This is a genomic window from Variovorax sp. 05L425 (assembly GCF_056397705.1).
This window is the reverse complement of record NZ_JBFTNY010000017.1, coordinates 129,266-149,345: the sequence shown is the minus strand read 5'-3', so window position 1 is coordinate 149,345 and position 20,080 is coordinate 129,266. Positions and strand designations below refer to the sequence as shown.

At 66.7% G+C, this 20,080-nt stretch carries 15 protein-coding genes; 1 reads left to right on the top strand and 14 read right to left on the bottom strand.

The annotated features are described in order from the left end of the window. Positions 1 to 342, top strand: a 342-nt coding sequence (locus tag AC1DN9_RS20160; protein WP_478103204.1) for a zinc-binding dehydrogenase, incomplete at its 5' end; no start/stop codon positions are given. A gap of 303 nt (positions 343 to 645) precedes the next feature. On the opposite strand, the gene AC1DN9_RS20155 is transcribed toward AC1DN9_RS20160, so the two are convergent. The 14 genes from AC1DN9_RS20155 to AC1DN9_RS20090 form a co-directional block, all read right to left on the bottom strand. After that, positions 646 to 1,788 carry an acyl-CoA dehydrogenase family protein gene (locus AC1DN9_RS20155; protein WP_478103203.1) on the bottom strand — a complete coding sequence of 381 codons (1,143 nt, stop codon included), beginning with the start codon at positions 1,786 to 1,788 and terminating at the stop codon, positions 646 to 648. Between the two features lie 85 nt (positions 1,789 to 1,873). Then, positions 1,874 to 4,321: an efflux RND transporter permease subunit gene (locus tag AC1DN9_RS20150; protein WP_478103209.1), complete on the bottom strand. Its 2,448-nt coding sequence runs from the start codon at positions 4,319 to 4,321 to the stop codon at positions 1,874 to 1,876. Positions 4,322 to 4,337: 16 nt separating this feature from the next. Further along, positions 4,338 to 5,432, bottom strand: coding sequence for a WD40/YVTN/BNR-like repeat-containing protein (locus AC1DN9_RS20145; protein WP_478103201.1), 1,095 nt, complete (start codon positions 5,430 to 5,432; stop codon positions 4,338 to 4,340). Between the two features lie 98 nt (positions 5,433 to 5,530). Beyond that, on the bottom strand, positions 5,531 to 6,886 hold the full coding sequence (locus AC1DN9_RS20140) for a DUF1329 domain-containing protein (protein ID WP_478103199.1): 1,356 nt from the start codon (positions 6,884 to 6,886) through the stop codon (positions 5,531 to 5,533). A 16-nt stretch (positions 6,887 to 6,902) separates the two neighbouring features. Further along, the gene (locus tag AC1DN9_RS20135; protein ID WP_478103198.1) at positions 6,903 to 8,582 is read right to left on the bottom strand and encodes a DUF1302 domain-containing protein; all 1,680 of its coding nucleotides are present in this window, start codon (positions 8,580 to 8,582) and stop codon (positions 6,903 to 6,905) included. Positions 8,583 to 8,681: 99 nt separating this feature from the next. Next, the gene (locus tag AC1DN9_RS20130) at positions 8,682 to 9,593 is read right to left on the bottom strand and encodes an SDR family NAD(P)-dependent oxidoreductase (protein ID WP_478103197.1); all 912 of its coding nucleotides are present in this window, start codon (positions 9,591 to 9,593) and stop codon (positions 8,682 to 8,684) included. Positions 9,594 to 9,696: 103 nt separating this feature from the next. Beyond that, on the bottom strand, positions 9,697 to 10,149 hold the full coding sequence (locus AC1DN9_RS20125; RefSeq protein ID WP_478103195.1) for a MaoC family dehydratase: 453 nt from the start codon (positions 10,147 to 10,149) through the stop codon (positions 9,697 to 9,699). A gap of 13 nt (positions 10,150 to 10,162) precedes the next feature. Further along, positions 10,163 to 10,933 carry an enoyl-CoA hydratase/isomerase family protein gene (locus tag AC1DN9_RS20120; RefSeq protein ID WP_478103194.1) on the bottom strand — a complete coding sequence of 257 codons (771 nt, stop codon included), beginning with the start codon at positions 10,931 to 10,933 and terminating at the stop codon, positions 10,163 to 10,165. A 107-nt stretch (positions 10,934 to 11,040) separates the two neighbouring features. Continuing rightward, a complete protein-coding gene (locus AC1DN9_RS20115) occupies positions 11,041 to 13,749 on the bottom strand; it encodes a winged helix-turn-helix domain-containing protein (RefSeq protein WP_478103192.1) in 2,709 nt (902 codons plus the stop codon). A gap of 78 nt (positions 13,750 to 13,827) precedes the next feature. Further along, positions 13,828 to 14,949 (bottom strand): acyl-CoA dehydrogenase family protein, encoded by a 1,122-nt coding sequence (locus AC1DN9_RS20110; RefSeq protein WP_478103191.1) that lies wholly within the window; start codon positions 14,947 to 14,949, stop codon positions 13,828 to 13,830. 10 nt (positions 14,950 to 14,959) lie between these two features. Beyond that, a complete protein-coding gene (locus tag AC1DN9_RS20105; RefSeq protein ID WP_478103190.1) occupies positions 14,960 to 16,174 on the bottom strand; it encodes an acyl-CoA dehydrogenase family protein in 1,215 nt (404 codons plus the stop codon). Positions 16,175 to 16,188: 14 nt separating this feature from the next. Beyond that, positions 16,189 to 17,370: a lipid-transfer protein gene (locus AC1DN9_RS20100; protein WP_478103188.1), complete on the bottom strand. Its 1,182-nt coding sequence runs from the start codon at positions 17,368 to 17,370 to the stop codon at positions 16,189 to 16,191. 34 nt (positions 17,371 to 17,404) lie between these two features. Further along, complete coding sequence (locus tag AC1DN9_RS20095; RefSeq protein ID WP_478103187.1) at positions 17,405 to 18,646, bottom strand: thiolase family protein; 1,242 nt, start codon at positions 18,644 to 18,646, stop codon at positions 17,405 to 17,407. Between the two features lie 98 nt (positions 18,647 to 18,744). After that, positions 18,745 to 19,887: an acyl-CoA dehydrogenase family protein gene (locus tag AC1DN9_RS20090; protein WP_478103185.1), complete on the bottom strand. Its 1,143-nt coding sequence runs from the start codon at positions 19,885 to 19,887 to the stop codon at positions 18,745 to 18,747. Positions 19,888 to 20,080: the final 193 nt, after the last annotated feature.

Genomic DNA, 20,080 nt, shown 5'->3' with positions numbered 1-20,080 from the left:
GCCGACAAGGGAAGTTTCGATGTGCTGTTCGAGGCCAGCGGCAACGAGCGTGCCCTGCGCGGCGCCTTTGATGCGATCAGGCCGCGCGGGATCATCGTGCAGTTGGGCCTGGGTGGAGAGATGACCTTGCCGATCAATACCATCGTTGCCAAGGAGTTCGATCTGCGCGGGGCCTTCCGCTTCCATGAGGAATTCGCGATGGCGGTCGAGTTGCTCAACAAGGGGCTGGTGGACGTGAAGCCGCTGATTTCCGCGACGCTGTCATACCGCGATTCGGCCCGCGCCTTTGCGCTGGCGGCCGATCGGACGCAGGCGATGAAGGTGCTGCTGAACTTCGAGTGAACGCGGCACCCTGCGCCACCCGGCCGCACCTCGCGGCCGCAACTTCTGGAGACCATTGGACACCGCGTACGGTTCGGCCATCCTCCCCAGGCAAGCTCCTTCGACTACTTCGACGCTCCCGCAGCGCTGCCCAGCCTTTCGTGCGCCTGCTCGATGGTGAAACTCGCTGCCTTCTGCCTCGGTGGAAACTTCTTGAACGTCTCCATGAACGCGCCGACGATGCCCTGCGCGGCGAAGAGCCGATAGCCTCGATGCGCTGGATCACCAACTCGGTGTCGATGGTTGGCGGGCGGGCGTCGCGGCTCAGAGGCTGCGCCCGATGATCAGCTTCTGGATGTGGCTCGTGCCCTCGTAGATCCTGGTCACGCGCACGTCCCGGTAATAGCGTTCCACCGGGAAATCGGTGAGGTAGCCGTAGCCGCCGTGGATCTGCAGCGCATCGGAACACACCTTCTCTGCCATCTCGCTGGCGAACAGCTTGGCCATCGAAGCCTCCTTCGCGCAAGGGATGCCGGTCTCGCACAGGCGCGCCGCATGCAGCACGAACTGATGCGCCACCTCGACCTTGGTCGCCATGTCCGCGAGGTCAAAGCTCACGCCCTGCAGTCTGATGATGGGCGCACCGTAGGCCTCGCGCTCCTTGGCGTACTTCACCGCCGCATCGAGCGCGGCGCGCGCGGTGCCGATGGCCACGGCCGCGATGGCCACACGCCCTTCCGAGAGCGAGGCCATGATGCGCCTGTAGCCCGAGCCCTCCTCGCCGAGAACGTCCTCCAGCGGGACGCGGCAGTCATCGAGCTGGATCTGCGCCACGTGCGCCGAGCGCTGGCCGAGCTTGTGCTCCACACGCGCTACCTTGTAGCCCGCGGCCTTGCCGTCGACGATCAACAGGCTGCTGCCGTTCTTGCCCGCGGCCTTGTCGGTCACGGCCAGCACCAGTCCCACCGCCGCCTCGCTGCCGTTGGAGATGAATTGCTTGCTGCCGTTGAGCACATAGTGCGACCCGTCCCGGCGCGCGAAGGTGCGGAAGGCTGCCGTGTCCGAGCCGGCATGCGGCTCGCTCAACAGGAACGCGCCGATGTGTTCGCCGCTCGCGAGCCTGGCGAGGTACTTGCGCTTCTGCGCCTCGGTTCCGGCCTTCGAGATCGTGAATCCGACCGAGTTGTGCACGTGCATCAGCGTCGCGAAGCCGGCATCGGCCGCCGCGAACTCCTCGATCGCCAGGCAGTACTCGACAAAGCTCGCGCCGGAGCCGCCATAGGCCTCGGGCGTGAGCATGCCCATGAAGCCGAGCTTGCCGACCGTCTTCAACTCATCGTGCGGCCACGCGCCGGTGCGGTCGCGCTCGGCGGCGGTCGCGGCCACGACTTCCTGCGCCACCTTGCGGGCGCTGTCGCGGATCATGGTTTCCTGTTCGCTCAAGAATGCGGTCGAGGTGTCTGTCATTGCAATGTTTCCGCTCGGATGGTGACGGTGGCGACCCTGTCGCGCACGTCGAGCAGGAGGTATTGGTATGTCATCTGGTTCGCTCTCATGGCTGCGCTGCCGTGGGGGCGCATGCTTCTGCGTGAAGGGTTCCCGGCCGTGCTGCGACATGACGATCGCGGTCGGCGTGCGCTCTCGCGCCGACATCTCGCAACAGGAAGTGCGACAGCGCCGGAATCAGCACCAGTGCGCCCAGCATGTTCCAGAGGAACATGAACGTCAGCAGGATCCCCATGTCCGCCTGGAACTTGATCGGCGACCATGCCCAGGTGACCACGCCCGCCGCCAAGGTCACGCCCACCAGCGCCACCACCTTGCCGGTGAAGCGCAGGGCCTCGCGGTAGGCCTCGGCCAGCGAGCCGCCCGCGCGCTGCCGCGCCAGCTGGATGCTCAACAGGTACAGCGCGTAGTCCACGCCGATGCCCACCCCCAGGGCGATCACCGGCAACGTGGCCACTTTCACACCCATGCCGAGCATGACCATCAGCGCCTCGCACAGGATGGACGTGACGGCCAGCGGCAGCACCGCGACCACCACCGCACGCCAGGACCGGAACGTGATGAAGCACAGCACGATCACGGCCGCATACACGTAGATCAGCATGCTCACGTTGGCCTGCTTGACCACGATGTTGGTCGCGGCCTCGATGCCGGCGCTGCCGGCCGCCAGCAGGAACTGGTGCTCGGGCGTGCTGTGCGCCTCGGCGAAGGTCGCGGCCGCTTTCACGACGCGCTCCAGCGTGTCGGCCTTGTGGTCGGCCAGGTAGGCGATCACCGGCATCACGGAGCATTCGGTGTTGAACAGCTCGGGGTTGCTCGTGATGGCGGTGCGTGCGGCGTAGTTCAGCACGTCCTGGTTGGGCGAGATGCTCAGCCACTTGGGATTGCCCTCGTACGAGCCGGCGGTGATCTTGCGCACCGCATCGGCCAGCGACACCGTGCTCTGCACACCCGGCACCTGCTGCAGCGCCCAGCCCAGGCGGTCGGATTCCATCAGCGTCTGGTAGGTGAGGCACCCTTCGGGCGGCGTCTTGACGATCACCGCGAACTGGTCGCTCGACAGGGAGTACTTGGCGTTGATGTAGGCGTTGTCGAGGTTGTAGCGCGAATGGGGGCGCAGCTCGGACGCACCTGGGTCGAGATCGCCCACGCGCAGCTGAGTGCTGACGGCAAATCCGGCCACGGCCAGCAAGGCGGTCACAGCCAGCGCCGCCGAGGCCCAGCGCCGCTGCGCAAAGCGCTCCAGCCAGCGCCACAGGCCGCCCGATTCGCGCTGCTCGGCACGCAGGCTGCGCGCGGCCGCCTTCGGGCTCACGCCGGTGTACGACAGCATCACGGGGAGCAGGACCAGGTTCGTGACCACCAGCAGCGCCACGCCGAGGCTGGCCGTGATCGCCAGCTCCTGGATCACGGGGATGTCGATCAGCATCAGCACCGCGAAGCCCACCGCATCGGCCACCAATGCCGTGAGGCCCGCGAGGAACAGGCGCCGGAAGGTGTAGCGCGCCGCCACCAGCCGGTGCGTGCCGCGCGCCACGTCCTGCATGATGCCGTTCATCTTCTGCGCGCCATGGCTCACGCCGATGGCAAACACGAGAAAGGGCACCAGGATCGAGTACGGGTCGAGCTCGTAGCCCAGCAGCGTGACCAGCCCGAGCTGCCACAGCACCGCCACCAGCGAGCAGCCCAGCACCAGCGCCGTGCTGCGCACGCAGCGCGTCCAGCCGTAGAGGATGGCTGCGGCGATCACGGCCGCCACGGCGAAGTAGCCCATCACCTCCGCGAGACCATCGAGCAGATCGCCCACGACCTTGGCGAAACCGACGATGCGGATGTCGACGTCGGCGCCGCCGGACTGCGCGAAGCGGTTGCGGATGTCCTCCAGGCGCTGCGAAAGCGCGTGGTAGTCCAGGGGCTCGCCGGTGCGCGGATCCTTGTCGAGCAGCGGCACGAAGATCATGCTGGAGCGCCAATCGGTCCCGACCAGGCTGCCCAGGATCTGCGCGCGCGCGATGTTCTGCCGCAGCTGCTCGGTGCTGGCCGGCGAGCCGTCGTAGCGGTCGGGCATCACGGGCGCACCGGTGAAGCCCTCCTCCGTCACCTCGTTCCAGCGCACCACCGGCATCCACAGCGACTTCACGTTGGCGCGGTCGACGCCCGGCGTGAGAAAGAGTTCGTCGTTGATCTGCTTGAGCGCCTGCAGGTAGGCGGGATCGAAGATGTCGCCACGCTTGTTCTCGACCACCACGCGCACCGCGTTGCCCAACCCCTTGAGCTCGGCGCGGTTGTCCAGGAAGTTGCGGATATAGGGCTGGTGATGGGGAATGGTCTTCTCGAAGGCCGCGTTGAGCGCGAGCCGGGTCGACTGCCAGCCCAGCAGCACCGTGGCCAGCACGCACAGCACGACCACCATCCGGCGGTGATTGAAGATGAGCCGCTCGAAGAGGCTCCCGCTGCGCGCGTCGAAGTCCTTCAGGTCCCGGATCACCGGCATGGCCTGGATGTTGTTGTCACTGAGCACGGTTTGCCTCCTTGTTTTTCAGCGATTCAATGCGCACGCCGTCCGGTCCGCCCAGGGCCACGGCCTGCGCGGTCGAAGCGGCGAGCGCGAACACCGGCGCCACGCGGCCCAGCGCCACGCGCTCGAAGCTGGCGCCCTCGTCCGTGCTGCGCAGCAGTTGCCCGGCCTGGCTGGCCAGGAGAATCGAGCCGTCGCTGCGCACCGTGCCGCCGGCCAGGCCCGCGTTCACGCCGGTGTTCGTTCGCGTCCAGCTCGCGCCGCCGTCGGTGCTGCGCCAGGCATTGCCGCGCAATCCATACGCCATCACCATCTGCGGCGTGCCGATGACGCCGAACAGCGTCCCCTTGTAGGGAAGCGCCACACGGACGAATTGGCGCCGCTCGCGATCCAGCTTGAGCACCAGGCCCTGCTCGCCCACCATGAAGAGCGTGCCCGCGGCGGGCCGCATCGCGTACAGGTGCAAGGCGTCGGGGTTGTCGACGCGGTCCAGCCACGGGGTCCAGCTTCGGCCCCCGTCCTCGGTATGCAGGATCAGGTTGAAGGCGCCGATGGCAAAGCCTTCGCGTTCGTTCTCGAAATACAGGTCCAGGAATGGCTTGTCCGCGCCCTGCGCGGCGAAGGTGGCCGCGTCGCGCGCCAGGCGTTGGGCCGCGGCGTTGGCGTGCTGCGAGGGTTGCCCGTACTGGCGCAGGATCAGCTGGGCAGCCTGCTGGCCGTCGAGTTGCAGCTGCCAGGTTGCGCCGCCGTCGGCGGTGTGAAGGATCACGCCTTCATGGCCGGCGGCCCAGCCCTGGCGGGCATCGACGAAGAAGACGGTCGTCAGGTCCGAGCTGACGGGTACCACGGCTTGCGTCCAGGTCTTGCCCTCGTCGTCGGAGAACAGGATGTGGCCGCGTTGGCCGGCGGACACCAGTCGCGTGCCGGCCACGGCCAATGCGTTGACAGGCGCGCGGCTGGCCAGGGCGCTGGGCGCCGAAGGCAGGGTCAAGGGCAACTGGAAGGCGGACTGGCCCAGGGCCGCGCCCGCGACCAGGACCATGCCGGCCAGCGGCCATCGAATCAGTTTGGGGATGTGCAACAACACGGGTTGCTCCGGGAAAGAGGGGGGCCGGAGCGCAGGTGGTCTGGCCGCGCCCCCCGGATGAAATCGGTAAGGGCACGGACGCGCCGTGCCCCGCGGGTTCAGCGGACCCCTTGCGACGCCAGGGCGTCGGAAGTCCACTGCGAATCGGACTGCATGGTGTCCAGCACCTTGATGCCGTAGGCACCCGGCCACTGGTTGATGTAGTAGGTACCTGCGTTCAGGTCATAGTGGCCCGACACCGCATTGCTCGGCACTGCCGCGTCATAGTGCTGCGTGAGATAGGCGAAGCCCGGGCGCCAGAGCTGGCCGCGGCCGTCGTACTGGTCGGAGGCCAGGATCATCCAGCTGTCCTCGTCCACATAGAAGGTGCGGCGCGAATAGATGTGGCGCGCGCCCTCCTTCAGCGTGGCTTCCACCACCCACATGCGGTGCAGCTCCCAGCGCACGAAGTCCGGGTTGATGAACTTCGGCTTGAACAGATCTTCCGGCTTGTCGTGGTAGACGAAGCGGTAGTCGTTGTAGGGAACGTAGATCTCCTTCTTGCCCACGAGCTTGAAGTTGAAGCGATCCTGATTGCCGTTGAACAGGTAGATGTCGTCGATGGTCGACATGCCCCCGGTGCTGGAGTTGGGCGTGTCGTAGGCCAAGTCGGGCGCCAGGCGCACTCGGCGCTGGCCGGGCAAGTACTGGTAGGCACGACGGCCCTTGCCTTCCTCGACGTAGTCGTTGGTCATCACCGCTTCCCCGGCCCGGCGCGCGGGCCCGGTGTAGTTGGCCTTGGCGCGCGTGATGAGGGTGGGATACGCGGCATTGCTGTCGTCGTAGAAGGGAAGCTCCACCGTCCACACGCCCTGCGTGCTCAACACCAGTTTGCCCGCCGCATCGACGTTGTAGGCCGAGTACTTGGGCATGACGGTGGACAGGCCCTGCCAGCGGGCGACGTGGTTGAACATCACCTCGTTGCCGTTCTTCGGAATGGGGAAGGGAATGCCGCCGCGCGCGCCGGTGATGCCCAGGCCGTTGTCCGAAAGCTTGCCGCGCGTGGCGTTCTTCAGCGTGTTGTCCAGCACGAACTTCGGGAATGCGACGGTGCGGTGCGTCGGAAAGACGTCGATACGGAAGTCGGCATTGGCCTTCATCAGCGCCTTGGTGCCTTCGGTCAGCTTGTCGGCGTACTTGTCGACGTTCTTCGCGTCGATCTGCACCACGGGCTTCTCGCCGGCGAACGGATCGGGGCGGACGCCCTTGTCCTTGTCGAAGCCGGCCGGCGGCGTGGTGAGCCCCCCCGTGTATGCGGGAATGGTGCCCTCCTTGTTGCCCGCCTTCTCGGCGCCGACCTCGGTGAGTTCGGTGCCCAGTTTCTTGGCTTCGTCCGCGGACACCGCCGCGAGCGCCGCACCCCATGGCGCGGACAGCAGCCCCGCGCAGAGCAATGCTGCAGTGAGTTTTTTCATGATGAATGTCTCCGTTCTAGAACGTGGTCTTGAAAGTGAAGAAGACGGCGCCGCGGTCCTTGAGCAAGGCCTGGGTGCCGTTGGCGGCCGAAACCACCGTGCCGGCAGGGTTGAGCGCGAGATCGCCGAAGTAGCCGACATACTTCAGGTCGAACCGGTACTTGCTGTACACATCCAGTCCGAGGCCCACGCCGAAACTGCCGGCGTTCTTGCTGCCACCCGTCGCCACGGCCGAGTTGCCGGACAGACCGAGCGAATAGCTCAGCGGCATCAACAGGTCCATGCCCGGGAAGACCTGGTACCAGGTGGGCGTGAAATTCAGCGCGAGTTGAGTGGCATTCTTGGAGACCCGATCGATGCCCACATAGCTGTCGCGTCCCTTGAAGTACTGGGCGCCCTGGGTCACCGAGAGCCATTGACTGAACGTCAACTCGGTGGACCACGTGGCGCTGCCGAAGAGCGGCGTTCTGCCGATGGAGCCGATCGCATTGAGCACGACGTGCGCCGTGTTGCCTCGCGCACCCAGCGTGTCGCCCTGGGCCGGCAACTGGCTCGCGGACCTGACCGACACGATGTCGCTGACCAGTGGCATGTTGCGGCGGTAGTTCACGTCCAGGCCGAAGCTGATGCCGGCAATCTGCTTCGACAGGCTCATGCCGTACATGTCGATGTCAGACGCGTAGTTGAAGAAGTACTGGCTCCTTGCACCGGGCAGCAAGATCACCTGCGGGATGGTGTCGGAGAAGTTACGGGCGTAGAAGCCCATCGTCCCGTCGAGCCACTGCGGACTCCAGCGCGACATCAAGCCCCAGTCGCCGGTTTCCTTTGGCGTGATGTCCGAGCCGCGATAGGCGCGTCCGCCGGGCAGCGCCGGGTTGATCAGCGACTGGCCGCCGGACAGGTAGAAGTCGGCAAAGCCCAGGTAGGTCCCCGACTCGGGGACGCGGGTGTTTCGCCACTCCAGGAAGTATTGCGCACCGAAGCTCAGTTCCGGCGTGGCCTGCAGCGTCGCGGAAAGCTGTTCGCGCGGCATGTACAGCTCCTTGGCCTCGACGCCGGGAACGGACAGTGCCTTGCCCTGATCGAGCGGGGCCTGACCATAGGAGATGCCGTGGATGGCGCCGAGGCCGAGCAACGATTCACCCCAGTTCACGGTCGTGCGGCCCAGGCGCGCGGTGAGCGGCATGGTGCCGAGGTCGACGGTCCCGAAGACGAATGCATCCAGGAATTCGCCGGACGGGCCTTCGTAGTAGCGCTTGGCGTAGTCGCTCAGGCCGAACGCAGGTTTGCCATCGACGAGGTGGTTCTGGGTGGCCAGGCTGGTGTTGGAAAAGGTACCCGAGTAGGCAGCGTCATACCACGAGGCGGCGCTCACGCGCGCGCCGAATTGCCTTTTATAGACAACATCGAATTCGGTCAGCAGATCGACGCGGTTGTTGATCGTGTTGCCCTGGGCGAAATTGCGGTTGCCGTCGTCGTAGTTGGGGTTGTTGATGATGACGCGGCTTTGCTCCTGGGTGCGCTGTCCGTAGTTGTAGCGGACCGTGTTGTCCAGGCGCATCTGGACATCGTCGTTCCCCGTGTCGATCTCGAACGCGCCGGCCGTGCCGCATGCCACTGCGCAGACGGTGAGCGCGGCGATGCTCAATGCGTGGCGACGCAAGCTCGGTCGGCCTGCCGGTGTGAAACGATCCATGTGTTTATCTCCTCGGTTGGTTTTTTGATGACGGGATCTGTTGACTGGGAATGCCATTGCTGCGCGAGTGCAGGGCCGCAGGCCGCGGCCCTGCGTCCATCAGGCCTTGAGGCCTTTCATGACTGCTTCCATCAGGGCCTGCACCTGCCCGTTCGAATGCTCGTAGGCGCGCTGCGTGTCCCAATCGGTGATGGCGGCGAAGTGCTCGGCAACGCCTTCGACCGAGCACTCGCTGCCCGCGAGGTACACCGGCTCGGTGTCCACGATGCGTGCCGAGGTGAAGGCGCCGCCGCCGGCGGACAGCGTGATCCGGGAGGGCGCGTCTTCGCTCACGAGGAACAGCGCCGCAGGCGTCACCTTCTCGGGCTGCACCGCGGCGAGCATCTCCGGCGGCATCACGTCCTCGGTCATGCGTGTCGCTCCGATCGGTGCGATGGTGTTGACCCGGATGTTGTTCTTGGCGCCCTCGACGTGCAGCATGTGCATCAGGCCCACCAGCGCCATCTTGGCGGCGCCATAGTTCGACTGCCCGAAGTTGCCGAACAGGCCCGAGGCCGAGGTCGTCATCAGGATGCGGCCGTAGTTCTGCTCGCGCATCGTCTCCCACACGGCCTTGGTGCAATTGGCCGAGCCCATGAGGTGCACGTCCACGACGGCCTGGAAGTCCGCCATCTCCATCTTCGAGAAGGTCTTGTCGCGCAGGATGCCGGCGTTGTTGACGAGCACGTCCACGCGGCCCCACTCGGCCTTGGTCTGCGCCACCATCGCCTGCACCTGCTCGAAGTCGCAGACGTTCGCACCGTTGGAAATGGCCTCTCCGCCCGCAGCGCGGATTTCCTCCACGACCTTCTGCGCGGCCTCGGAAGAGCCGCCCTTGCCGTCACGGCTGCCGCCGAAGTCGTTGATCACGACCTTGGCGCCGCGCCGGGCGAGTTCCAATGCATGCACGCGGCCCAGGCCGTTGCCGGCACCCGTCACGATGGCCACGCGGCCGTCAAATCGAATCGTCATTTCGTTACCCTCAAGAACTTGAAAAAAAGAAATCCCCTGCCGGCCGATCGATGCGATCGCCGGACAAACCGGAGGAAGGCGCAAGGCGCCTGGTGAAAGAAAACTAGTAGCGCCGGGTGATGGACTCGGCCACGCACACGGGCTTGTCCGAACCTTCCAGCTCCATCGACACCTCGATCGCGAGTTGAGCGCCGCCGTTGTCGATCGGCTCCCAGCCCACAAGCTTGAAATGGCCGCGCACGCGGCTGTTCACAGGCACCGGCTTGATGAAGCGAACCTTGTTGAGCCCGTAGTTCACGCCCATCTTGCTGTTGCGGATGTCGAAGGCCGTGCCCATGAAGGCCGACATCAGGCTCAGCGTCAGGAAGCCGTGCGCGATCGGTGTGCCGAACGGGCCGCTCTTCGCGCGCTCCGGATCGACGTGGATCCACTGCAGGTCGCCGGTGCATTCGGCGAACATGTTGATGCGCTGCTGGTCGACGACGATCCAGTCGCTGGTGCCGATGACCTCGCCCACCAGGGGCTTCAAGTCGGCAAGGGTTTCGTAGCTCTTCATTTTTCGGATCGCCTCAATAACCTTTGAACTGCGGCTCGCGCTTCTCCACGAAGGCGCGCAGGCCTTCCTGGATGTCCCATGAGCGCTGGTGGTCACGCAACTCGTGCAGCTCATGGCGCAGCGCATCGGCCGTGGACTTGTCGGCCGCTTCGTTGGCGACCTTCTTCATGCGGGCCAGCACGAGCGGGCTCTTCTTGGCGAACTTCTCGCCCAGCGCCTGCGCGCGATCGGCCAGCTCGGCGTCGGCAACAACTTCGTTGACGAGGCCGCAGGCCTTCATCTCGTCGGCGGAGATCGCGTCGCCGCTGAACAGCAGGTACTTGGCCACGTTGGCCGGCACCTTGCGAGGCAGGATCGCCGCGCCGCCGCCGCCGGGGAACACGCCGAAGTTGGAATGGCCGTCGCCCAGGCGCGCACTCTTGGCGGCCAGGACGATGTCGCAGGCCAGCACGGCTTCGAGGCCGCCGGCCAGGGTCAGGCCATTGACGGCCGCGATGGTCGGCTTGGGAAAGGCGCGCAGCGTGTCGAAGAAGATGACGATGTGGTCGAGGAAGTCCTTCTCACCGGGCGCCACGGCGGCGCTGGCCGTCTTCAGGTCGGCGCCGGCGCAGAACGCCGGACCGGTGCCGGTCATCACCACGGTGCGGACTTCGGGATCGTTCGTCCACGCCTGCAGGGTGGCGGTCATGCCTTCGATCATCTCGCGGCTCAAGGCGTTCATCGCCTTGGGACGCTCGAGCGTGATCCAGCCGACCATGCCCTTCTTTGCTTGCGAAAAGCTCATCTAGTACCTCCAAGTCTCTGTCGATTGCTTGGAGGTGAGATTAGGGGGTCGGGTCTTGCAAGCCCCCCTTACTTTGGAGTGGGTGAGTGGTGTGGGGCTCGTAAACCCTATTCGATCAATCCCTGCTTGCGCGCCCAGGTCATCGCGTCGTACCGGCTCGACAGGTCAAGCTTCGTCAGGATGTTGCGCACGTTCCACTTCACCGTGTCCACCGAGATGTTGAGCGTGAGTGCGATCCGCTTGTTCGACATCGCCTGCGCGACCAGGGCCAGGATCTCCAGCTCGCGCGGCGTGAGGTTGACACCTTCGGGCGCGCTGGTGCCGCTGCGGCTCGGCGCAGCCGTTCGCGAGCCGTCGGCCTTGCCGAATCGCGTGAGCAGGTCTTCGAGGTGGGCGGCGGCCGCCTTGTCCAGCCGTATGTCGTCCCTCACGGTCGCAAGCAGCGCACCGGCACGCGGGCCTTCGTCCAGCAGGGTCCGCAGCAGGCCGAAGCGCGATGCGATCTGCACCGCCTCCACGAGGCGGGTGGCCGTCTCGTCCACGCGCTTGAGTTCGTCCAGCGCGAATGCTGCCAGCAGGTTCTCCAGCACCTGCATGCGCGCACGCCCGTACTGCAGCGCAAGCTCGCGCGCGACCGGCAGGGCCGCCAAGGCCTCGTGGGGGTCGTTGCTCGCGAGCGCGACGCGGGCGCGTGCCAGCGCCGCCACGGCGGGAATCTCGGCGCGCACGCCGTCCGCGTTGCGATGGAGCGCGCCCAGCTCACTCAAGCGCGCCGAGACGCCTGCCGCTCGAGCCTTCTGCCCCAGTTTCAGCAGGATCCGCACCTGTTCCGCGTGCATGCAGGCCACCAGCCGATGCAGCCCCAGCCCCTGGTAGTGGGCCGCCTGCGACTCGAGGAAGCTCAGCACGGCCTCCGATGGAGCGTGCAGCGAGTCCAGCCGGGCCGTGACCAGTGCGGCGCTCAGCATCACCGGAGGCATGGAGGCCTGCATCACCAGACGCGCGCGGTTGGCGAGAAGTTCGCGCGCTTCGTCGATACGGTCGAGCTCGTAGTAGGAGTCACCGAGCGTAGTGGCAGTGACCGACGCGCTGACCGAGCGCCGCCCGTGCAGCGCCTCGGCCGCCGCGACCAACTCGTTGCCGATGCGCGCTGCCTCCCTGACCTTGCCCTCCGTCAGCAACAGCAGCCCGCGCGAACCCTCGGCGACCAGGGCGATGTCGTTCTTGCGCTCGGCGGGGTCGATGGGGTTGGCGTCCAGCAGCCGGTGCGCATCGGCATAGCGGCCGACCGAGGCGTAGGCGTACCCGAGCAGGCAGAGATAGAAGTGAAGCAGGTACGGGCTCTCGGACACGATGCCGTGCAAGGGCTCGAGCAAGTCGATGCAACGCTGGGTGTCGTCGCGCTGCATCGCCACCGCCGCATCCGCCAGCGGCAGCTTCGATGAGATCGCGGGGTTCTTCGCCGCCCCGCTCTCGCGGACCTGCGCGAGCCAGCGTTCCGCCTTGGCATACCGCGCTGTCATCGACAAGGTCAGGCAACCAAGGAAGAAGAGACGCGGATGCGCGAACAGCGTCTCCTGCGGCAGACGGTCCAGCAAATTCAGCATCAGGCTGATGAAGCTCAGGCTCCAGGTGTCCTTGGCCGCCTGGTCGATCGCCTCGGCGGCGAATTCGAGCTCACCGCCCCACACGGCATGGCGCACTGCCTCGACCAGCAGGCCATGCCCCGCGAACCACTGGCTGGCGCGCCGGTGCAGCGCGTTGACATCCGCCGTGCCTCGCCGCGCCACGCGCGTGGCGAGGAACTCGCCGAACAGCGGATGGAAGCGATACCAAGGCAGCCGGTCGTCCGACTCGACGCGGTACATCAGCAGGTTCTCGTCTTCCGCGCGCTGAAGCAGCGCCGCCGCATCGGCGCTGCCCGTGACTGCCGCCGCCAGCTCGACGTTGAAGCGCCGGCACACCGACACCTGCTCCATGAAGTCGATCATCTCCGTCGGCAGATGGGCCACGACTTCTTCCGCGAGGTAGGCCTGCAGGTCGGCCGAGCTCCAGCCGAGCTCGCGCAGGCGGGCGCGGGTTTCGGGCCGCGAGCGCAGCATGATCGCCATCAGCTCGAGGCTCGCCGGCCAGCCGCCGGTCTTGTCGTGGATCAGGCGCACCTCCTCGGCATTGAGCTTGACCGTGCCGAGGTTCTGCTCGAGGAAGCTGCGCGTTTCCTCCGCATTGAAGGGCAGTTCGCCAAAGCCGATCTCGGTGACGCGACCTAGCACACGCAGGCGGCTGATGAGCAGCGGCGGCGCCGCCCGCGAAGCGATGGCGATGTGCAGGTTGCCGGGGCAGTGGTCGATCAGCTTCTGCACCAGCAGGTGCGCCCGCTGGTCATCGACGTGGTGGTAGTCGTCGATGATCAGGTACAGATCCTTCGGAATGACGGCGGCCGCGTTCACGGTGGCGGCCACGACGTTGTCCATGGCCTTGGCGATTTCACCGTCGAGGCCGTCGAGCAGCATCTCGTCCTCGACCGGAATGCCCAGGCGACGCAAGGCGGCGGTCAGGTAGGTGGCGAAGCTGCCGAGCTGTTTGTCGTCATGGCTCAGGGACAGCCATGAAACCTCGTCGCCGGCCTTCATCAGCTCCAGGCGCCACTGGGCCAGCAGGATGGTCTTGCCGAAGCCGGCGCCGCCGGTCACCAGCACGAAGCCGCAGCGCTGCCCGTCGCGCAGCTGGTCGAGCAGGTGCATGCGCGGAATGAAGCGCGAGCCGATGTGCGGCGGCGCGAACTTCGTGGAGACGAGCAGCTTGTCGAAGTCCATGTCGAGCGATGTGCGGCTTGGGCACCGCCGAGTCAAGACTGCGGATTATCGGCCATGCCCCCGCTGCGCCGTGGCGTTTCAGGCCGCACACGCAGCCTCGTGCCGGTCGATGCTGCCCAGTTGCAGCTCGGCGACCACGGCACGCTTGAAGTAGTGGCCGACCTGGTACTCCTCGGTGACGCCGATGCCGCCGTGGAGCTGGATGCCCTGTCCGCACACGAACTTGGCCGCGCGCGCGATCAGCGCCTTGGCGGCCGACAGCGTGCGCTGCCGTGCCGCAGCGTCGTCGTTCTCCATCGAGGCCAGCGCCGCATACAGCATGGAGCGCGCGGTCTCCATCTCGGTCGCCATGTCGGCCATGCGATGCTGCAGCGCCTGGAAGCTGCCGATCGGGACGCCGAACTGCTGGCGCGTCTTGAGGTATTCGGCGCTCTGCTCGATCACCTTTTCCATGACGCCCACCAGCTCGGCGCCGAGCGCGATGATGCCGTGCGCGAGGCCAGACCGCAGCGCCGGCAGTCCCCTGCCCGGCTCGCCCAGCACGGCATCGGCCGCGACTTGCACGCCCTCCAGCACCAGCTCCTCGGCCCAGGTGCCATCGTGCAGCGGCAGCGCCTGGCGCTGCATGCCAACCGCATCGGCGTCGACGAGAAACAGGCTGATCTCGTCGGCCGGCGCGCCTTCGATGCGCGCGGAGACGATGTATTGCTGCGCGAGCAGCCCGCTCAGCACGAGCGTCTTGCGACCGCTCAGCAGATAGCCGCCGTTGCGCGGCTGCGCCGAGGCCGCCACGGGCAGGGGCATGCCGCGAGAGGCCGGCTCGCTGTAGGCGAGCGCGATGCGGAGCGACCCGTCGGCCAGCGCGGGTAACAGACGCTCCTTCTGCGTCGTGGTGCCGGCGGCTGCCAGCGTCTGCGCCGCCATCACGGCACAGCCGAGATACGGCTCCAGCACGAGGCCGCGTCCGAACTCATGCGCGATGAGCGCAGTGTCGACGAGGCCGCCGCCCAGGCCGCCGTGCGCCTCGGGCAGCGCAGCGGCCAGCCAGCCGTTGTCGGCAAAGGTGCCCCAATGATCCAGGCCGCCCCCCCGGCGCGCCTTCAACGTCGCCGTGCGAGCTTCGAATGCGTACGCCTTGTCGATGTAGCGGCGCATGCTGTCCTGCAGCATTTGCTGCTCCGAATTCAGTCTGAAATCCATGTACTCGTACTCACAGTCCGAAGAGCAGCTTGGCAACGATGCCGCGCTGCACTTCGCTCGTTCCGCCGTAGATGGTCGAGGCGCGGCGGAAGAACATCTCGTTGGCCAGTCCGCGCGCCAGGCCCTGCAGCGGGAGGGGCGCACCCGGCAGTTCGGCCGCCTCGGACGGATGCGGATAGGCCACCGCGCCGTGGTCGCCGAGCGCCTCCACGTGCGCTTCCGTGATGCGCTGCTGCAGTTCGGTGGCGCGCACCTTGAGCATCGAGCCCATGGGATGGGCCAGAGGGTTGTGCTCCATGTCCAGCGCCGCGACGCGCTGCACGAACATGCCGACGGCGGTGACCTCGGCTTCCAGGCGCCCCAGCTTCAGCGCGAACTCCGGCCGATCGCGCAGGCGCCCGCCGCCCATGAGGGGCGTATCGGCCAGCGCATGAAGCTGCCGCAGGTAGTGCTTGAGCATCGGCAGGTCGGCCGTGGTCGCGTGCTCGTTGTTGAGCAGGAACTTCGTGATCGCCCAGCCCTGCCCTGCCTCGCCGACGCGGTTGGCCACGGGCACGCGCACGTTGTCGAAGAAGGTCTCGTTCAGGTGGTGTGCATCGTCGATGCTGCGGATCGGCCGTACCGTGATGCCGGGCGTCTTCATGTCGACCAGCAGGAAGCTGATGCCGGCCTGCTTCTTGGCGCCGGCGTCGGTGCGCACCAGCATGAAGATCCAGTCGGACTCGTGGCCGTGGCTGGTCCAGATCTTCTGTCCGTTGACGACGTAGTGGTCGCCCTTCTCGTCATGCTTCAGCTCTGCGCGGGTGCGCAGCGAGGCCAGGTCCGAGCCCGAGCCGGGCTCCGAGAAGCCCTGGCACCACAGCCGCTCGCCGTTGAAGAAGGCCGGCAGGTGCTCTGCCTTCTGCTCCGGCGTCGCGAACTCGTTGAGCACCGGGCCAAGCAGCTTGTGCACCATGCCGTCCACCGTCGGCGCGCCGGCGGCCACACATTCCTCGTCGAACACGAGGATCTCCTGCATCGTCCAGCCGGTGCCTCCATGCGCCTTGGACCAGTAGGGCGCGCCCCAGCCGTGCGCGTGGAGAATCTTCTGCCAGCGCGCGACCGCCTCCGGCTTCGAGCGCGAGAACGTAGGCGTCACGCGGAGGTCGGCCGGCAGGCATTCCTTCAGGAAATGGCGGACCTCCTGACGGAATGCGTCGAGTCCGGGATCGGGACGAAAGTCCATGTCAATCTTGCTTTTCAGTTTCTGTACATCGTGACGACGGCGGCGCCGCCGATGCCGACGTTGTGCTGCAGGGCGATGCGTGCGCCCTCCACCTGGCGCTTGTGGGCCTGGCCACGGAGCTGCTGCACGAGCTCGAAGCACTGCGCGAGGCCCGTGGCGCCGATCGGGTGCCCCTTGGAAAGCAGCCCGCCGGAGGGATTGACCACGTAGCGCCCGCCGTAGGTGTTGTTGCCCGCATCGACGAGCTTCTGCCCGTCGCCCTCGGCGCAAAGCCCCAGCGATTCATAGGTCAGCAGCTCGTTGTGCGCGAAGCAGTCGTGCAGTTCGACGACATCCACCTCCTCCGCGCCGATGCCGGCCTGCTCATAGACCTTGCGGGCGGCGGCACGCGACATGGTGTAGCCGGCGCCGTCGCGCAGGTCGCCGGAATGGAAGCTCTCCGGGCCGTCGCTGGTCATGGCCTGCCCGGCGATCCACACCCGGGCGTCGAGGTCGTGCTTCTTCGCGTAGTCCTCGCTGCACAGCACGGCCGCGGCGGCACCGCAGGTCGGCGGGCAGGCCATCAGGCGCGTCATCACGCCGGGCCACACCGGCGTATCGGCCAGCACCTGTTGCGCAGTGACGACCTTGCGGAACACCGCCAGGGGGTTGTTCGCCGCATGGCGGCTGGCTTTGGCGCGGATCTTGGCGAAGGTCTCCAGCGGCGTGTCGAAGCGCTTCATGTGCTCGAGGCCGGCGGCCCCGAAGATGCGCACCGCGGGCAGGATGTCGGCGTCGCCAACCACGGGGTCGCACTGCGCGACGAAGCGCTCCAGGGGGCTGGGGCGGTCGGTGAACTGCGTCTGCGGCGCGCCGGCGCTCTTCTGCTCGAAGCCAAGCGCGAGCACGATGTCGGCCTCGCCGCTGGCGATGGCCTGGCGAGCCAGGTACAAGGCCGACGAACCACTCGCGCAGTTGTTGTGGGTGTTGAAGATCGGGATGCCCGTGAAGCCCAGGTCGTACAGCACGCGCTGGCCGGCCGTGGAGTCGCCGTAGACGTAGCTCACGAAGGCCTGCTGCACCGACTCGTAGCCGGCGCGCGCATCGGCCAGCGCAAGGCGCGCGGCCTGTGCGCCCATCACGGCGTAGCTGGCACCCGCCCCGGGCTTGCAGAACGGAATCATGCCGACCCCGGCCACCACGATCTTCCTCGTCATGATCCCCATGATCCCGCTTACCCCGGTCCGTCGATCAGGCGCTGGCAAAGATACCGATGTGCTCGGTCGCTTCTTCCACACGCCAGAGGCCGCCGCCATTGCCCTGAACGGCAAAGCGCGCGCCTTCCACCTGGCGCTGGCCGCATTCGCCGCGCAGCTGGCTCACCAGTTCGAAGATCTGGCCGATGCCGGTGGCGCCGATCGGGTGACCCTTCGACTCGAGGCCGCCGGACGGGTTGACCGGGATGGAGCCGCCGATGGTCGTCTCGCCGCGCTCGGCCAGGATGCCGCTCATGCCGGGCTCGCGCAGGCCGAGGCTTTCGAAGGTCAGCAGCTCGCCGATGGCGGTGGCGTCGTGCACCTCGACCACGTCGATCTCGCTCGGGGCGATGCCGGCCTGCTCGAAGGCGTCCTTCGCGGCCTGCTTGGTGCAGCCGTTGTCGTAGTCGAGTGCATCGCGTGCCGAGGCCGAGCGCACGACGGTGGCGAGCACCTTGACCGCGCGATGGCGGTCGAAGCCGTACTTCTTCAGGGCCGACTCGGTGCAGACGATGACCGCGGCAGCGCCGTCGGAGATCGGCGAGCACATCGGCATCGTGAGCGGATAGGTGATCGCGGGAGCGGCCAGGATCTCCTCGATGCTCATCGGCTTGCGGTACTGCGAGCGCTCGTTGTGCACCGAGTGGCCGTGGTTCTTCGAGGACACCGCAGCGAGTTGGCGCTGGGTGATGCCAAAGCGCTCCATCAGGCCGCGGCCGAGCGCGGCATACACGTCCATGAAGGGGCTGTAGGGCTTTTCGGACTGCGAGCCGGCGGGCGGCACGATGGTCTTGCCCATCGCGGAGAGGTAGCCCTTGTTGGCCTCGAAGGTCTCGATGTCCCAGGCCGACTCGAAGCACGAGAACATCTTGGCCTTGTCGTTCGTGTACATCTTCTCGGCGCCCACTGCGAGTGCCACGTCGGCGGCGCCAGCACGCAGCTGCATGACGGCGAGATTGAAGGCGTGGCTGGAGGATGCGCATGCGCCTTCGAGGTTGTAGATCGGGATGCCCTCGATGCCGAGCGGCAGCAGCGCGACCTGCCCGCGGATCATGTGCTGGCCGTCGAAATGGCCTTGCGTGGTGTTGCCGAAGAAGGCCGCGCGGATGGCCTTGCGGTCGCAGTTGGCGTCCTTGAGCGCGTCTTCGACCGCCCAGGCGGTGAGCTGCTTCACGCTCTTGTCCATGTGGCGGCCGAAGGGCGTCATGCCGGCGCCGACGATATAAATGTTTTCCATGACGGTCTCGATTTCCTTGTTGAGCAGGTGATGAGGTCGAACTTACGTGAGGCGAAACGGCGATTCCCCCCCACTTTGGGATGGGGGATTCGGCGGCTTCACAGGCTGCGGCCGATGATCAGCTGCTGGATGTGGCTGGTGCCTTCGTAAATCTTGGTAACGCGGGCGTCGCGGTAATAGCGCTCGACCGGGAAATCGGTGAGGTAGCCGTAGCCGCCGTGGATCTGTAGCGCGTCGGAACAGACCTTCTCGGCCATCTCGCTGGCGAACAGCTTGGCCATCGAGGCCTCCTTCGCGCAGGGGATGCCGGCCTGATGCAGGCGCGCGGCATGCACCACGAACTGGTGCGCCACTTCCACCTGCGTGGCCATGTCGGCCAGGTCGAAGCTCACGCCTTGCAGCTTGATGATGGGGGCGCCGTAGGCTTCGCGCTCCTTGGCGTACTTGACGGCAGCCTCGAGCGCGGCACGTGCCACGCCCACCGCCACGGCGGCGATGCCGATGCGGCCTTCCGACATGCCGGACAGCATGCGGGCATAGGCGCTGCCCTCTTCGCCGAGCAGGTTCTCGGCCGGCACGCGGTGATCCTCGAGCACGATCTGGGCGACGTGCGCGGAGCGCTGCCCCAGTTTCTCCTCAACGCGAGCGATCTTGTAGCCAGGCCCCTTGGGATCGACGATGAACAGGCTCGCGCCGCGCTTGCCCGCGTTCTTGTCGGTGATGGCCAGGGCGAAGGCGAAGCCGGCTTCGCTACCGTTGGAGATGAACTGCTTGGTGCCGTTGAGGATGTAGTCGGATCCCTCGCGGCGCGCCGTGGTGCGGAAGTTGCCCGTGTCGGAGCCGGCCTGGGGCTCGGTCAACAGGCCGCAGGCGATCGTCTCGCCGCTGGCGATGCCGGGCAGGTACCGGCGCTTCTGCGCCTCGGTACCGTAGCGGTTGACCCAGTCTCCCATGCCGTTGTGCACGTGCATGATGGTCGCGAAGCCGGCGTCCGCGGCGGCGAATTCCTCGATCGCGAGGCAGTACTCGACGAAGCCGAGCTTGCTGCCGCCGTATTCCTCGGGGATGTGCATCCCGAGGAAGCCGAGCTCGGCTACGGCCTTGAGCTCATTGCGCGGCCACGCGCCGGTGCGATCGCGCTCCGCGGCTGTCGCGGCGACCACTTCCTGCGCCACCTTGCGAGCCGAGTCGCGGATCATGTTTTCCTGTTCGCTCAGGAATGCGCCCGAGTTGTCTTGCATCGTCAGTCTCCTTGAAGCTTGTGAACGGGCGCCATCGGCATCGCCGGTGCGCCTTCTCTCGGGGACTGACTATGGCGGAGGGCATCTTCCGCGGGCCCCTCACTTTGGAGTGGGCACGAGCCGCCGGGATAAAACCCTCCCCATCCCGTTGGAGTGGGGCAGGCGGTGACAAGCGCCGAAATAATCCGGCATC